Raw genomic sequence first — 15,317 nt, forward strand, 5'->3', positions numbered from 1 at the left:
GCCGGAAACTGCAGGTCAGGTCCAGGCCGTCACCGGCAAGAACGACCATCTGAGTGCACGGGGCGCACGATGAGGCGGCACATCACGTCTTCCTGCTCCCCTTGCGAACTGTGACTGCTGAGTCAGGCACTCGCTTGCTTGGCACGCCCTGGCAACGACCACGCGCCGCCTCGTCCCGGGCAGGGACTGAACGGTCTCCGGCAGCCAACTCACCTTGACGGCAAGCGCCCTCAACCGACTGACCGGCAACCGCGATTACGGGGTGAACTCGACGCTCCGAGCCAGGTTCTCCTCAGGAGCGGACCGGGCGGTCGAGGTCCGCCTCTCCCCATGAGTCAGCGAGCTTGTCCGGGACCGGGGCATCGGCCGCGGCAGCCTCGTCATCCCGATCCGGCACGAAGACAACCTCTCCGTTCAGCACCTTCCTTGCACGCCCGGTGTCCAGGGCACCTTCCCAGCGGGAGACCGCGAAGGCTGCCACACAGTTGCCGAGGAGGTTGGTGGCCACGCGCATCGAGTCCATGATGCGGTCCACGCCGAGGAGAAGGGCGACGGCGCCGGCGGGGATCACGCCGAGCGCGGAAGCAGTCGCCGAGAGGGCGAGGAACGCCGAACCAGGCACGCCCGCCATGCCCTTGCTGGTGAGCATGAGCATCAGCACGACGGTCACCTGCTGGCCCAGGGTGAGGTCGACACCCACCGCCTGCGCGATGAACAGCGTCGCTACCGACAGATAGATCGAGGCACCGTCGAGGTTGAAGGAGTAGCCGGTGGGCACCACGAGGCCCACCGCATCGTCACGACACCCGGCATGACGCAGTTTCTGCATCATGCGGGGCATCACGGTCTCACTGGAAGCGGTGCCGAGGGCGAGCACCATCTCCTCGCGGGTGTAGCGGACGAACTTCCACAGACTCAGCCCGGTGAACGCCTTCAACGCCACCGCGAGCAACAGAAGGAACAGGGCCGCGACGGCGTAGCAGACGCCGATGAGCTTGCCGTACGTCGACATCACACCCAGCCCGTACTGGCCGACCAGGTGCGCGGTGGCGCCGAAGACCGCGACGGGTGCGAGTTTCATGACGAAGCCGACGATCGCGAAAACGACGTCCTGCGCCTGCTCGATGGCCGGGAGGATCGCGGGTACCCGCGTGTGCCCCAGGTGGAGCAGGGCCGCGCCCACCAGGCAGGCCAGCACCAGCACTTGAAGCAGTGAGTTCTCGGCAAAGGCCCCCACCGCGCTCTCGGGCAGGGAGTGCAAGATGAATTCGCCGGTCGACGGCAGCGAGCCACCACCGGTCTTCTCATCGACTGCGGAAGCGTCCAGCTTGGACGGGTCCACGTTCATTCCCGCACCGGGCTGCACAAGATTGCCCGCGAGCAGCCCGATGAGAAGTGCGAACGTCGTCGCCACCTCGAACCACACCAGGGCCTTGAGGCCGATGCGCCCAAAGGCCCGCAGATTGCCGGCCTTGGCTATGCCGGTGACCACCACACAGAACACGAGCGGCGCGATGACCGCCTTGATGAGCCGCACGAAGCCATCACCGAGCGGCTGAGCCGCAGTGCCCACATCGGGCCAGAGCCGCCCGACGGCGACTCCGAGGGTCAGGGCGATGGCGACCTGCGTGAACAGCGAGGTGCGTATAAGACGTGCGGCGCGTCGAGGCAGGGACGGTGCGGACAGCGGCACGGGCTTCCTCCGATCCAAAGATTCCGACATGCGGAATCTCATTTCCATTGTGCGCTCGCCACTATGGTCCAAGTCACGACTTCGAAGAAGCCCACGAACACGACCCGGGCAGATATTGGATGTTCGTCCAACACCCCTCATCGGGGCGATGGATCATCGCCGTTGGCGCGCTCGAAGACTGTGAGAGCTTCGACAGGCGAGCCTCAAAGGACTCGGTGTTCGGCAGGCCGCACCCCACCCACACATCGCCCAGACAGCCGCGTCCGCACGACCCCTTGCAGCGCTTCAAATCACCACCGCCGAAGCCATTGACGTCTCTTTCCCGTCGCCGGTCATCGCGGAGGGCAGATGTGCGGACGAGACGTGGCCGTTGGGGTAGCCACAGGCACTCTTGGATCTCCACCGGCCAAGTCGGTGGGTGGTCTGCGGGGCCGCAGCGGCCCCTTGCCCGATCACCGTGTATGAGCGGGCGCCAGCCACTACCGCGGACGCCGCGATCAGCACCACGCTCACGAACGGATGACGTACTCCCCGCCCTGCGACGCTACAAGATCACGCGACTCCGCAACGGCCCTGCGCCGGAACCTGCCATGCTGAGCAGGTTCGATTCGATCCTCACACCTTGGAGGTTCTGATGCGTGCAGGCGTCGTTGTCGCCGCGCAGCCCGGTGTGGAGGACCTCGCCGTGCGGGCCGAGGAGTTGGGCTTGCACAGCTTCTGGGTCAACGACACCCCGATGGTCCACGGCGACCCCTTCGTCGCCTTGAGCCTGTGTGCGAAGGCCACCAGCCGCATCAGGCTCGGCATCGGCGTGACCTCACCGGCGCTGCGCTCGGCCCCGGCCGCCGCGAGCGGGCTCGCCAGCCTCAACGCCCTTGCACCGGGCCGGATCATCTGCGGAGTCGGCACCGGAAACACCGCCCGGCGCACCCTGGGCATGCGGCCGACCACGGCGGCCGGGCTGGAGAACTTCACCGTCGCACTGCAGGACCTGTGCGCCGGACGTTCGACCGAGTACCGCGAAGGTGACCGGGTCCGCGACATCCGGTTCCTGCACGCCGGGGCGCATGTGAACACCGCCGACCCGATCGAGTTCGTCGTGGCCGCGCTGCTCGGACCGAAGGCCGCCGCCGTCGCCGGCCGCCGCGGCACCGGCCTCATCTCCTTCGGCCTGCTGGACCCCACCGCCTGGCACACGCTGCACGACACCCGCCGCCAGGCCGCCCAGGGCACGGCCCCCGACTCCCACACGGACTCCTACGTGGTCACCTCGCTCCACCTACTCGACGAGGACGAGGACCCCCAGGGCGACGCGGCCCGGGACGCGACGGGCCACCTCGTCCTGTCGCTGCTGGCCTTCGCCGCCGACACAGGCGCCGACACAGCCGCCCTCGCCGAGCAACTCGGCCCCGAGGAACGCGAGGCGGTGCGGCGGCTCCTCGACCGGCGCGGCACTACCGCCACCGCGCCGGACCGGCACACCAAGCTCTACCCCAACTACCTCGGACGCATCGCACCGCAGGACCGGGACCTGGTTCTGCCCTCGCTGATGAACACCCTGGCCCTGGTCGGCACCCGCGACGACCTCCTCGCCCGCATCACCACCCTGGAACAGGCCGGCGTCGACGAACTCCTCATCCAGCCGGTGATCGACCCACCCACCGAGATGGCCCAGCTCGCGAAACTCCTCACCTGAGCCGACCCGCCTGCCGCACGTCCTTGACCTGTACTTTTCTACCGTGCGCCGATACCTCCCCGTCCCCACCACACACGAGGAAGTGGCACACATGGCCTCCGATGCTGTAGCGGCTGGCTCTTGCAGAGCAAGCGCGGCAACTCGACACCTTCGCGCCCGTCGGTTCCGCCCCACATCGCGAAGTCCCGTAGGTGCACCCACAAGGCTGGGCCGCGCTTCCCGGCCCAGAGCACTGAATGTGTTTGGCATTCATGACGTCCCCCTGCCTTTGTGTCGTGTGCTGCCTGAACCCGATGCACGTGCCCTTCGCGCCCCGGGCCGGCCGTCCTCTGCCGCAGCGGCTTGTAGCCCCGTCCGCTCCGAGCGTGGCCTCAATGCCGCCTCGGGCAATCCAGGAGGCGGCGGGATGCCGAACAGTTCCCCGAAGGAAGCCGGCGCGTTCTCCCAATCCACTTCCAGGGCAAAACCGTAGGTGTCCAGCGTCTCCGCGAGCGTGCCATGCCTCATGCGAGCCTGAAAACTCCGGGGTGGCACTCCAGCAGCGATCAACACAGCGTCCATGAAGTCCGGCAGGTCCCGGAAGGTGGCCGTGGGGGGGCATGACCCTCTTGGCGCGCAGAAGAAGGCATGGAGGCGGTGGCCAGTGCGGGGGCAGTCAGCGATCCAGGCCAAGGAGGTGGGCGACCTGCCCCAGGTTCCTCACAGTCGCTTTTGCCGCCGATGAATGGACCGGCGAACCCGAAAACCGCGAACCCAGCAAACTTGCCCAGGTTCGGTGGGTCGAAGCCGACGCCATTCCCGACGACTTCGTGGACACCACTGCCAGTGCACTCCACCGCTACCTGGGCGGGGGCCAGGAAGTCTCCCTCGACGGGTGGCGATAGACCGGTGATCACCGCACCGCGCTGAGCCTGTACGAGCAGGCAGTCGCGGACCGGCAACGCGAGCGTGGTCCGGACCACCCCGACACGCTGACCAGTCGCGGCTGGCTGGCCTCGGCACACAGGGACTCGGGCGACCCGCGCACGGCGGTCGCCCTGTACGGGGATGTGGTCGCCGACCGGACACGGGTGCAGGGTGCCGACCACCCGGACACCCTGCGCAGCCGCCACGAGCTGGGCTGGGCACTGTCCGAGGCCGAAGGACCCGATGCAGCTCGGCGGGAGTTCGAGTTGCTGGCGGCGGACAGCGCTCGGGCGCAGGGGCCCGACCATCCCTCCACGCTCTTCTACCGCGACGACCTCGCGGAGGCCCACCGAAACCGGGCGGACTACGCTCGGGCAACCGACGCGTACGAGGCGGTAATCGCCGACTACACCCGCGTCAGAGACAAAGATCATCCGGAGACGCTGCGGGCCCGGGCGGCGCTGGCCTACACCTGGCAGCTGGCGGGGGACCACCAGCGTTCGATACGGGAGCGCCAGACCCTGGTCGCGGACCGGACAAGGGTGCAGGGCAGCTGGCATCCGGCGACACTCACCGCTCGGGCCAACCTGGCCTTCGCTCATCGTGCGGCGTCCGAGTTTCCGGCCGCGATCGGGCTCTTCGAGGATGTGTTGCGGGATCGTCGCGCCATCCTGGGCCCCGAGCATCCTGAGGTCTTCGCCACACGCGAAGCTCTAGCCCGCACACTGCAGTGGGCCGACCGCCATACCCGCGCGGTCCGGGAACTGAAGTCACTGCACGCGGACATGGAAGGGTTCCTCGGCCCGGACAACCCGCGGGTGCTCAGCGTCCGGCTCGCTCTCGGCCGGGTGTACGCCGAGGAGTACCGCCTGGAGCAGGCCCTGGAGCTCTACGAGCCCCTGGCCGAGGACTACGAGCGGCTCTACGGTCCCGACCACCCCATGACCCTCGTCGTACGACTGTGGATAGGTGCCGCGTACCGTGCGGCCGCACGGTACGACCGGGCAGGCGAGGTGTTCGACGCACTGATCGACGACCACACCCGCATTCAGGGCCCGGACCATCCGGACACGCTGAATGTCAGGAGCTGGCGAGCCCTCGCCTTCCGGGATGCCGAGCAGCACAAGCAGGCGATCACGGCGTACCAGGAACTGATCGACGACCGCACCCGTCTCCTCGGCCCGGATGCCCCAGACACCCTGCACGACCGCAACGGGTTGGCGCCGGCCCGGCTGGACGACCGCGACCACGCGGGCGCGATCGCCGAATTCACCGGACTGCTCGATGACCGGCGCGGGCTCCTGGGGACGATGCCCCAGACACCATTCTGATGCTGGAGAACCTGGCAGACGCCTGTTCGGCGGACGGGCAGCATGACCGCGCCATCGCTTCGTACGAAGAGGCGGTCGAAGCATGGACCCGGAAGTGGGGAGCCGCACATCCGCGCACCCTGCGCTCGCGGCGGGACCTTGCGATGGTCCAGCGAGCGGCGGGTCGGCACCGGTCGTCGCTCGGCACGCTGGAAGCCCTGATCGGAGAGCGCGAGCGCGCCGACGGGCCCAATCACGCCGCCGTGCTGTCCCTCCGCTACGACGTGGTCGCGGGGCACAACGCTGCGGGCGACCATGTCCGGGCCGCGGAACTCGCCGAGCAACTGCTGACCGACACCGCCCGAGTGCGCGGCCGCGGCCATATCACCACGCTGAACACCCGCATGCAGTTGACGAACGCGTGGCGACAGTCTGGCCAGTACCAGCGAGCCATGGTCGGGTACGAGACCTTGGTGGAGGAGTACACACGGTTCCACGGCCAGGAGCACACCGGGACACTCGCAGCCAGGAGACTTCAGGGGTTCTGCTTCTCCGAGCGGCTCGACTGCGAGCAAGCCATAACCCTCGGTCAGGCGCTGGTGAACGACCGCATCCGCATCCAGGGCGCCGAGCATCCCGACGTCCTGCATGAGCGGCGCAACGTGGCCCGTTGGCGGGAGTGGGCCGACGACCGTGCGGGAGCACTGCAGGACTTGGACCTTCTGCTGCGAGACCACGAACAGATACTGGGCGCCGAGCATCCCGACACCCTCGACGTCCGTGGCGCTGTCGCCTGGACCATGCTGGGGGAATCCACGGCCGTTCGTGCCGTTGGGGAGTGCACGACGCTGTTGGAGGATGTCACCTTCTCCACCCGACTACTGCCGACCGACACCGACTATCCGCAGCGGGTCCTGGATCACCGCCTGGTCAACATCGACGCCGACTGGCTCTACCGCGGCAGCCGCCGCACCCGGCTCCACCCTTCGGGTGCCCACTCCGACTTCCTCCGTCCGGAATCCGCCCACCTCCTGCTGACACTGGCGGAACACTCCCGCTGACCGACATCGGTCAGAGGCTGAGCACCGCCCACGGCACGATGTCGACGCCTTCCACCTGCTCGGCGGGACATCGTCGAGACGGTGTCCCGCCAAGTGCAACACCGCGACTCTGTTGGTGATCTTGTATGGGTGCTGACGGGAGGGCCGTGGGATGATTCGCTGCGGGCGTGCGGGGACAGTGAGCGTCCTCACCCACATCACCACCACCTTGGCGTCCGCCCTGTCCAGCCCTTACGCCGCGAGCGCGTGACCGGGATGCAGGACGACCTTGGTGTAGCCCTCGATCCGCTGGTCGAACTTCTCGTACGCGCTCGGTGCCTCCTCCAGCGGCAGTTCGTGGGAGACCACGAAACTGGGCCTGGCGCGCCCCGCGATGATCAGGTCACGCAACTGGCGGTTGTACTGCTTGACGTTGCACTGACCGGTGCCCATCCGCTGGCCCTTCTCGAACATCCTGCCGATGGAGACCAACAGTTGACCGTGCTTGGCGTTCTCGTCGGGTCCGCCCGGGTCGGACGGCACATACAGGCCCGGTACGCCAAGCATGCCCGTCGGCCGCACCGTCTCGACGAGCGTGTTGAGGACGACGGCGGGCTCCTCGTGGCTCGCGTCGTGCGCCTGAGCCTGGTAGCCGACGGCGTCGACGCCCTTGTCTGTACCCTCACCGCCGGTCTGTTCCTTGATCTGCGCGGCCGGGTCGCCCTTGGTGAAGTCGATCGGGATGGCTCCGATCTCCTCGGCTTTGGCGAGCCGCTCGGGCACCCGGTCCACGGAGAACACCTTCGACGCACCGCGCAGCAACGCGGAATACGCGGCCATCAGCCCGACCGGGCCGGCACCGAAGACGGCCACGCTCTCTCCCGGGGTCACCTGAGCGAGCTCGCATCCGTGGTAGCCGGTCGGGAAGATGTCGGCGAGCAACACGAAATCGGTCTCGAAGTTGTTCGGCGGCAGCTTCAGACAGTTGAAATCGGCGAAAGGCACCCGCAGCAGCTCTGCCTGTCCGCCCGTGTACGGGCCCATAGCCACATAGCCATAGGCTCCACCGGCAAATCCCGGATTCACCGTGAGGCAGAAGCCGGTCCTCCCAGCCAAGCAGTTCTTGCAGAATCCGCAGGCGACGTTGAACGGCATGACAACGCGGTCACCCTTCGACAGAGAGGTCACACCCGCGCCGACTTCCTCGACGATGCCGAGGTTCTCATGCCCGAAGACGATGCCCGACTCGGCCGCCGTGCGGCCCTCGTACATGTGCAGATCGGATCCGCAGATAGCGGTCGACGTGACCCGTACAAGCACGTCGTTTGGATGCTGGATCTGCGGATCGTCGACGTCCCTGACAGCGACACTGAAGGGCTTCTCGTAGACAACGGCCTTCACCTGGATCACCTCCGCGTCGAACGCCGGGCAACGACGAGCCGCACCGATCGCGACCCTGGCCAGGAGAACAGGCAACGAGGCGGAGCCCCCGGTCCGTGTCGTAACCCAGGCGCCCTTGTTTCTCTGGATACTTCCAGGGAACGCCCCTGAACCATGCGCTGCAACCCGCGCCAGTCGGGAATCCCGACGTCGAGTAACACTCTGCACGCACCACATCACCGAGGGAGACAAGGCGGGCTCGCTCCCGAGGCCTGACCGTCGAGGACGACGAGTGAGGGCTGTGGACGCAGCGGATCTGAAGGACCGGACAGAGTCGCAATCACAATGTACGGTCCTTCAGATCACCGTTGAAAACCGCCCACCCATCCGAACGCTCGATTTCTTCAGGACAGTCGTGTTGTGATCGAGGTTGCCACTCTTCTATTCCTTCACGCACAAGAGATGCTCCTCCCGGTGAAGAAACCACGATCCCGAACAGAAAGACCATCCAGACGACGCACCGCGCCCGTCGGCCACGCCACTCGGCGGGTTTGAGCAAGCCAGCCGTGGCCAGCAACAGCAGCCCGTCCACAGAGAAGGGCCACAACGCGGCCGTCACCACGTCTGCCCCGCCCTGCAGAGCGAACTCCCGCTGGTGCACATACGAAACGTAGACTGCGGCCCCTGCGACGACCAGACCGCACAGGAGCCGCGCCCAGGCATCCAGATCAAGCCCTCGGCGAGCAGCTCGGCTGACACCGAAGCCCTCCTCCGGCCGCTTCACCGAGCGGTCGCCCCCGCCCGGCGCGTTGCACATCCATTGCACACTCGGCCGGGAACTCCCGGGAAATGGAGGGAAACATTCCGCAGCCGTCTCCGAAACTGCCCTGCTCAGCAGGGGTGCAGGTCAGGCCCAGGCTGCCACTGGCACGAACGAACTGTCCTGCCGGAACTGATCCGTCCCGTCCGACCGGTCCACCCGCAGCTGGTAGCTGTAGTGCCGCAGGTAGTACCCGGGGTAGTTGTACGACTCGAAGCGGATCGATCCGCTCGCCGTGCCGGTGCGGGCGACGAACGTGGCGTCCTTGGCGAAGGTCGACGTCCCGTCGTTGGTGTCGAAGCGGGCCCGGAAGTCCCAATGCCGCAGGTACCTGCCGGAGGAATCGCGGAAGGAGTAGCCGTTCGCGTCGGCGAGGCCGGCCACGACCGTGAACGTCGAGGCCTGCTTCTCGCCGGTCGTGCTGGAGCTGGTCACCACCGGGAGGTTGAGCAGCGAGGACTGCGTCTGCCAGTAGCGGGTGGAGTAGTTGGCCGACTGGAAGGAACGGGTGACGTTCTTCGCCAGGGTGGGGCCGCCGGAGACGGTCTCCTTGATGACGGTGAAGTGGCGGGCCGTTCCCGAGACGGCGGGCAGCGCGGCCGGGGCGGACCAGGTGGCGAAGGTGTCGTAGCTGTCGCTGTAGTAATAGGTGCCGTCGCCGTAGCCGTCGAAGAAGAGCCGCCAGGCGCCGTTGTCGAGTTGGACGAGGGCGGGGCCCTCGCGGTAGCTGCCCCAGCCGGCCCAGTTGCCCGTACGGGAGATCGTGTAGGGGCCGGTGAGGTTCGACGCGGTCGCGTACTCGATGTACTTCGTCGTCTCGTTCTTCGTGAAGGCGTGGTAGGTGGAGCCGATCTTCACGATGAACGTGTCGATGTGGTTCGCGCCGATTCCGGACAGCGCCACCGGTGAACTCCACGCCGTCAGCGCGGAGTTCGTGGCCTTGAGGAGGTACGGGGTGAAGATCCACTCGTCGTTGGTGGTCGAGCAGGACACGATGACGTTCACGCTGCCGTCGCTGTCCACGAACCACTCCGGCGCCCAGGCCCGGGACAGGTTGGCGATCGGGACCGTGTAGTCGTACAGGAACGTCCAGTTGACCCGGTCGCTGCTGCGCGCGAAGCCGATGGTGGTGCTGGTGTCCTGCCAGGTGTGGGTCGTGTAGGTGATGTAGTAGTAGCCGTTGGTGTGCTTGAAGATGCTCGCGTCGCGGATGCGGTTGCTCGGCGGCGTGTAGGCGGAGGCCTTGGCCAGGCGGAAGTCGGTGGCGTCGTCCGACTGATAGACGTTCACGGTCCCGTCGTTGCTGTTCAGGAACGGCACGATCGTGTAGCGGGTGGCCGAGCCGCTCGGCGGTGCGGCCGCCAGTGCCGTGCCGAGCAGGCCGGGGGCCTCGCCCAGGATCAGCGCCGAGGCGGGCACGGCGGCCATCGCGCGCAGCAGGGCTCGGCGGGACGGGGTGTGGGGACGTCTGGTCACTGCGGCTCTCCCTACGGTTCAAGGGATTCCCGATGAGTTCGATGGGTTCGAAATATCGAACTCGGTTCGGGAATTCGATCAGAAGGTAGGGGTGAGGCCCAGGCGCGTCAATGGTTTGCGCAGCAGGAAGCGAGACCTGAGAGAAACCTGTGGTGAACCCGCGGGCCGCGCCCGGCGAAACCGTTCCACCACGGCCGCATGGAGGTTACCGTTCGGTAGACATCGTGGAGACAACGTCGTCCCGGAGGTGCCCCGTATGACGCCCGACCGTGCCGTAGGCCTCGCCGAGTCCGCCCGCGCGCTGGCCGACGGGGAGGTGACGTCGCGAGCGCTGGTCGCTCAGGCGCTGGCGCGGATCGAGGGGACGCAGGGGTCGCTCAACGCCTTCCGGGTGATCCGCACCGAGGCCGCCCTCGCCGAGGCCGAGGCCGCTGACAAGGAGCTCGCCGCCGGAGGGCGCCGGCCGCTGCTGGGTGTTCCGGTCGCGGTCAAGGACGACATGAACGTGGCGGGCGAGCCGACGGCGTTCGGGTGCGGCGGGGAGTTCCCTCCCGTCGCGGAGGACGGCGAGGCGGTACGACGGCTGCGCGCGGCCGGCGCGGTGATCGTCGGCAAGACCAACACCTGCGAGCTGGGGCAGTGGCCGTTCACCGAGGGGCCCGCTTTCGGCGCGACCCGCAATCCGTGGAGCCCGGAGCACACCCCCGGTGGCTCGTCCGGCGGTTCGGCCGCCGCCGTCGCCGCCGGGCTCGTCCCGGCCGCGCTCGGCTCGGACGGCGCCGGCTCGGTGCGGATCCCCGCGTCCTGGACCCATCTGATCGGCATCAAGCCGCAGCGCGGCCGTATCTCGACCTGGCCGCGCGGCGAGTCCTTCCAGGGCATCACCGTCAACGGCACCCTCGCCCGCACGGTGGCCGACGCGGCCCTCCTGCTGGACGCGGCAGCCGGCAACCACGACCTCGACCCGCACCGGCCCCCCGCGCTCAACGCCTCGGAGGCCGTCGGCCGCGTCCCCGGCCGGCTGCGCATCGCGCTCTCCCTCAAGCCTCCGTTCACCGCCCTGCCCGCCCGCCTCCAGCCGGAGGTACGGGCCAGGATCGTCCAACTCGCAGAGAAGCTGAGCGCGTTGGGGCACGTCGTCGAGGAGGCCGATCCGCCGTACGGCCAGATCGGGCTGACCTTCGTCCCGCGCGCGACGGCCGGTATCGCCGAGTGGGCGAGCGAGGTGCCCTTCCCCGCGCTGCTCGACCCGCGCACCCGCGGCGCCGCCCGGCTGGGCCGCCTGCTCGGCGGGGCACCGCTGCGCGCGGCCCGGCGCGCGGAGGCGGCACTGCACCGTCGTATCGGCACGTTCTACGAGTCGTACGACGTGATCCTCGCCCCCACAACGGCCGCTCCCCCGCCCCGGATCGGCGCGATGCTCGGGCTCGGCGGGTTCGCCACCGACCGTGCGATGATCGCCGCCTGCCCCTACGCCTGGCCCTGGAACGTGCTGGGCTGGCCCGGCGTCAACGTCCCGGCCGGATTCGTGTCCGGACTGCCCGTCGGCGCCCAGCTGCTCGGACCCGCGAACAGCGAGCCGCTGCTGATCTCGCTGGCCGCCCAGCTGGAGGCGGAGCTGCGCTGGCACGAGCTGTGGCCGCCGCAGCGGGACGAGGCCGCACCCACCGCGGTCGTATGAGGCCGCACCCACCGCGGTCATGTGAGGCCGCCCCAACTCCCGTACCCAGGCCCTACTCTGTGACCATGGGCGATGCGTCGATGGTCGGGCTCATGGGGCGGGTCACGGGGACGATCGGGCCGGGGCTGGTCGGCGAGGTGATCGTCCGGGTGCGCGGCGGCGCCGAGCACTTCCTCGCGTATCCCGCCGTCGGCACGGACCGCATCGAGCGGGGCACGGTGGTGATGGTCGTGGAGTACCTGCCCCCGAGAACCGTCTACGTCCAGTCCGCGTACGACAGTTGAGCCCGCTCGGGCGCAGGGGAGAGCCGTCCGCGTCAAGGTTTCGGCAAGGATCCGCCGGCGTCTGTACCCGGGCGTCGCGCAGGCGCACACTCCCTTGCGTTCGGTGCCGAAAGGGCGCCAGGCAAAGGGGGCGTATGCCGATGGTCGTCGGCGTCGTTGCGGGGGCGGCCGTAGTCGCCGTTCTCGCGTTGATCGGTGTGTTCAAGATGATGTGGCGGGTCGCGGAGCCGAACGAGGCGCTCATCATCTCCGGTTCCAAGCACCGTACGGAGGGCCTGGAGGAGGGCATGGGCTTCCGTATCGTCACCGGCCGCGGCACGTTGGTGCTGCCCGGGGTGCAGGCGGTGCGCAAGCTGTCGCTCGACCTGAACGAGACCGAGCTGCAGGTGGACTGCGTGACCCATCAGGGCATTCCGCTGAAGGTGCGGGGCGTGGTCATCTTCAAGGTGGGCGACGACTTCGTGTCGATCGCGAATGCGGGCCGCCGCTTCCTCGACCAGCAGAAGCTGATGTCGGAGCGGGTGCACAACGTGTTCGCCGGTCATCTGCGGTCCATCGTCGGCGGGTTGACGGTCGAGGACATGATCCGCGACCGGGAGAAGCTCACCGGGCAGACCAGGGCCGCGTGCGGCACGGAGATGGAGAAGCTCGGGCTCATCGTCGACTCGTTGCAGATCCACGAGATCGAGGATCCGACCGGGTACATCCAGAACCTGGCGATGCCGCACGCGGCGGCCGTCCAGCGGGACGCGCGCATCGCGCAGGCGGAGGCGAACCGGCTGGCCACGGAGGCGGAGCAGCAGTCGTTCGCGCGGATGGCCGAGGCGACCCGGGACAGCGAGATCCTCCAGGCCGGCTACCAGGCCGAGCGCGACAAGGCGGGCGCCAAGGCCCGGCAGGCGGGTCCGCTCGCCGATGCCGCGGCCCGGCAGGAGGTCGTCGTCCAGGAGACGCGGGTCGCCGAGCTGGAGGCGCACCGGCGTGAGCAACAACTCCAGGCGGACGTCCGCAAACCGGCCGACGCGCAGGCGTACGAGAAGCGCACGCTGGCCGAGGCCGAGCGCGACGCGCGGATCTCGGCGGCGCAGGCCAAGGCGAAGGAGACGGAGCTCGCGGCCGCAGCCGAGGCGACCCGCGTCAAGACGGCCGCGGGCGCCGAGGCCGAGGCGACCAAGACGCGTGGCGCGGCGACGGCCGCCGCGACCCGTGCCACCGGCGAGGCGGAGGCCGCCGCCTCTCAGGCCAAGGGCCTCGCACAGGCCGAGGCGACCAAGGCGAAGGGCCTCGCCGAGGCCGAGGCGATCAAGGCCCGCGCCGCCGCCTTGGCCGACAACCAGGAGGCCGTGGTCGCCCAGCAACTCGCCGAGAACTGGCCGGAGATCGTCCGGGCCGGCGCGTCCGCCTTCGGCAACGTCGACAACATGGTGCTGCTCAACGGCGCCGACGGCATGGCGGACATGTTCGCCAAGGCGCTCACCATGGGCGGTACGGGGCTGGGCCTTGCCCGCCAGTTGCTGGCCTCGATGAACCAGAACGGGCAGGCGCCGAAGGAGACATCGCCCCTCAACGGGCTCGCGCAGAAGGTGCCGATGGACGAGAAGTGACCCTTCAGGTGCGTCTGGTGACCTTCCCGCGTAACCGGTGACCCTTCACGCGTAGCTCACGGGGGCAGCCCCTAAGGTGCCCCCGTGAGCACGTATACCGACGAGACCGTCCCGGGCCGCTCCGGCCCCACCGCCACCACCGAGGCCGACCCCCGCGCGGTCGGCAAGGTGCGCACCGAGTACTCCCCCGCGCACGACGGCGATCCCGACCCTGGGGAGATCGTCTGGACCTGGGTCCCCTACGAGGAGAACGACGGGCGGGGCAAGGACCGCCCGGTGCTCGTGGTGGCTCGGGAGGCGGGCGGCACGTTTCTCGCCGTGCAGCTCTCCAGCAAGCGGCATGACGGGGACCGCGAGTGGGTCGCCATCGGCAGCGGCCCCTGGGACCGGACCGGTCGTGACTCCTGGGTCGACGTGGACCGCATCCTCCGCCTGCACGAGCAGGGCATGCGCCGGGAGGCCTGCGCCCTGGACCGCGGCCGGTTCAACCTGGTCAGGCACCGGCTGCACGAGCGCTACGGCTGGACCTGACGCTCCGGGAACACCCTGCCGAACGCGGCTCGAACCGGGCTGTCCAACGTGCGGTCGAGGATTCCGAACACCACGTGCTCGAAGGCCCCGGCGAACCGCCCGCCGGGCCCGAGCAGCGCCCGGAACGCGCCGGCCACCTGCGCCGGTTCGTTCTGGAACACCCCGCAGCCCCACGCGCCCAGCACGAGCCGCCGGTACCCGTGCGCCGCGGCCGTCTCCAGCACGCGCTCGGCCCGGGTCGCGAGGGCGTGCGGCAACTCGGCCGTGCGCTGCGGGACCGTACGCCGGATGACACCCGCGTTCGGCGCGGCGGCGGTCAGGAAGCCGATCGTGTACGGCGCGTCGAGCAGGCGGCCGCGGTCGTCGCGGAAGACGGGCACGCCGGGTGAGTGGATGACACGGTCCGTGTAGAACGCGTCGCGGTGGGCGCGGTGGTGGTCGTAGAACTCGCGGGCTTCGAGCAGGCAGGCATACAGCGCCGAGGCGCGGCACAGGGCCTCTTCCTGGGCCTGGGCGCCGTTCAGAAATCCGCCGCCGGGATTGCGGGCCGAGGCGAAGTTCAGTACGGCCGTACGGCCACCGAGGCGGCGGGCGGCCTCCAGGCTGCTCTCGCCCGTGACCTCGAAGAACGTATCGGCCGCGGAGATCTCCGGCAGCGGAACCGGGTCCGGCCCGTACATCCTGGTGCCGGCCCGTGCCGTCTCGATCAGCGCGCCGAGTGACACCTCGTGGCCGTCCGGCGCGCGGTACGCGCCCGCCGCGACGATTTCTTCCGTCTCCCGTGCGATGCCGCGCAGGCGCGCGCTCATGGCGCCACCCCCGTGCGCGCCATGACCGTGCGCCCGCGCCGGCCGCGTACGACCTCGCCGGTCGTGATCTCCCCCGTCGTGCTCACA

Annotated in this window: 12 protein-coding genes and 1 pseudogene; 8 read left to right on the plus strand and 5 right to left on the minus strand. The window is 69.0% G+C overall.

Features of this window, described 5'->3' with window-relative positions; all coding sequences use genetic code 11:
- Window positions 1-292 precede the first annotated feature (292 nt).
- Window positions 293-1,693 carry a cation:dicarboxylate symporter family transporter gene (locus BLU79_RS00595; RefSeq protein ID WP_177000847.1) on the minus strand — a complete coding sequence of 467 codons (1,401 nt, stop codon included), beginning with the start codon at window positions 1,691-1,693 and terminating at the stop codon, window positions 293-295.
- A 634-nt stretch (window positions 1,694-2,327) separates the two neighbouring features.
- Between BLU79_RS00595 and BLU79_RS00600 the strand changes: the two genes are divergently transcribed.
- The 4 genes and pseudogenes from BLU79_RS00600 (at window position 2,328) to BLU79_RS48740 (ending at window position 6,666) form a co-directional block, all read left to right on the plus strand.
- Window positions 2,328-3,389 (plus strand): LLM class flavin-dependent oxidoreductase, encoded by a 1,062-nt coding sequence (locus BLU79_RS00600; RefSeq protein WP_093903553.1) that lies wholly within the window; start codon window positions 2,328-2,330, stop codon window positions 3,387-3,389.
- Between the two features lie 695 nt (window positions 3,390-4,084).
- Window positions 4,085-4,273, plus strand: a pseudogene (locus tag BLU79_RS48730) (DNA mismatch repair protein MutT); the annotation flags it as partial.
- 27 nt (window positions 4,274-4,300) lie between these two features.
- The gene (locus BLU79_RS48735; protein WP_256333127.1) at window positions 4,301-5,626 is read left to right on the plus strand and encodes a tetratricopeptide repeat protein; all 1,326 of its coding nucleotides are present in this window, start codon (window positions 4,301-4,303) and stop codon (window positions 5,624-5,626) included.
- Window positions 5,626-6,666 carry a tetratricopeptide repeat protein gene (locus tag BLU79_RS48740; RefSeq protein WP_256333085.1) on the plus strand — a complete coding sequence of 347 codons (1,041 nt, stop codon included), beginning with the start codon at window positions 5,626-5,628 and terminating at the stop codon, window positions 6,664-6,666. Before BLU79_RS48735 ends, BLU79_RS48740 begins: the two co-directional genes overlap by 1 nt.
- Window positions 6,667-6,897: 231 nt before the next feature.
- On the opposite strand, the gene BLU79_RS00615 is transcribed toward BLU79_RS48740, so the two are convergent.
- The 3 genes from BLU79_RS00615 to BLU79_RS00625 all read right to left on the minus strand — a co-directional run bounded on the left by BLU79_RS00615 (window position 6,898) and on the right by BLU79_RS00625 (window position 10,321).
- Complete coding sequence (locus tag BLU79_RS00615; protein ID WP_093904166.1) at window positions 6,898-8,046, minus strand: glutathione-independent formaldehyde dehydrogenase; 1,149 nt, start codon at window positions 8,044-8,046, stop codon at window positions 6,898-6,900.
- 319 nt (window positions 8,047-8,365) lie between these two features.
- Entirely contained in the window at window positions 8,366-8,842 is a 477-nt protein-coding gene (locus BLU79_RS00620; protein WP_093903554.1) for a DUF2637 domain-containing protein, read from the minus strand.
- A 90-nt stretch (window positions 8,843-8,932) separates the two neighbouring features.
- Entirely contained in the window at window positions 8,933-10,321 is a 1,389-nt protein-coding gene (locus tag BLU79_RS00625) for a glycoside hydrolase family 43 protein (protein ID WP_093903555.1), read from the minus strand.
- Window positions 10,322-10,577: 256 nt separating this feature from the next.
- Here BLU79_RS00625 and BLU79_RS00630 point away from each other — a divergent pair, with 256 nt between their 5' ends.
- The 4 genes from BLU79_RS00630 to BLU79_RS00645 all read left to right on the plus strand — a co-directional run bounded on the left by BLU79_RS00630 (window position 10,578) and on the right by BLU79_RS00645 (window position 14,421).
- On the plus strand, window positions 10,578-12,002 hold the full coding sequence (locus BLU79_RS00630; RefSeq protein ID WP_093903556.1) for an amidase: 1,425 nt from the start codon (window positions 10,578-10,580) through the stop codon (window positions 12,000-12,002).
- 65 nt (window positions 12,003-12,067) lie between these two features.
- Window positions 12,068-12,286: a hypothetical protein gene (locus BLU79_RS00635; RefSeq protein ID WP_177000814.1), complete on the plus strand. Its 219-nt coding sequence runs from the start codon at window positions 12,068-12,070 to the stop codon at window positions 12,284-12,286.
- 134 nt (window positions 12,287-12,420) lie between these two features.
- The gene (locus tag BLU79_RS00640; RefSeq protein WP_093903557.1) at window positions 12,421-13,890 is read left to right on the plus strand and encodes an SPFH domain-containing protein; all 1,470 of its coding nucleotides are present in this window, start codon (window positions 12,421-12,423) and stop codon (window positions 13,888-13,890) included.
- A gap of 84 nt (window positions 13,891-13,974) precedes the next feature.
- Window positions 13,975-14,421: a type II toxin-antitoxin system PemK/MazF family toxin gene (locus BLU79_RS00645; protein WP_093903558.1), complete on the plus strand. Its 447-nt coding sequence runs from the start codon at window positions 13,975-13,977 to the stop codon at window positions 14,419-14,421.
- On the opposite strand, the gene BLU79_RS00650 is transcribed toward BLU79_RS00645, so the two are convergent.
- Window positions 14,406-15,230, minus strand: coding sequence for a TIGR02452 family protein (locus tag BLU79_RS00650; protein ID WP_177000815.1), 825 nt, complete (start codon window positions 15,228-15,230; stop codon window positions 14,406-14,408). The two genes, BLU79_RS00645 and BLU79_RS00650, sit on opposite strands and share 16 nt — an antisense overlap.
- Window positions 15,231-15,317 lie beyond the last annotated feature (87 nt).

Source organism: Streptomyces sp. cf386, assembly GCF_900103585.1.
Classification (GTDB): Bacteria; Actinomycetota; Actinomycetes; order Streptomycetales; family Streptomycetaceae; genus Streptomyces.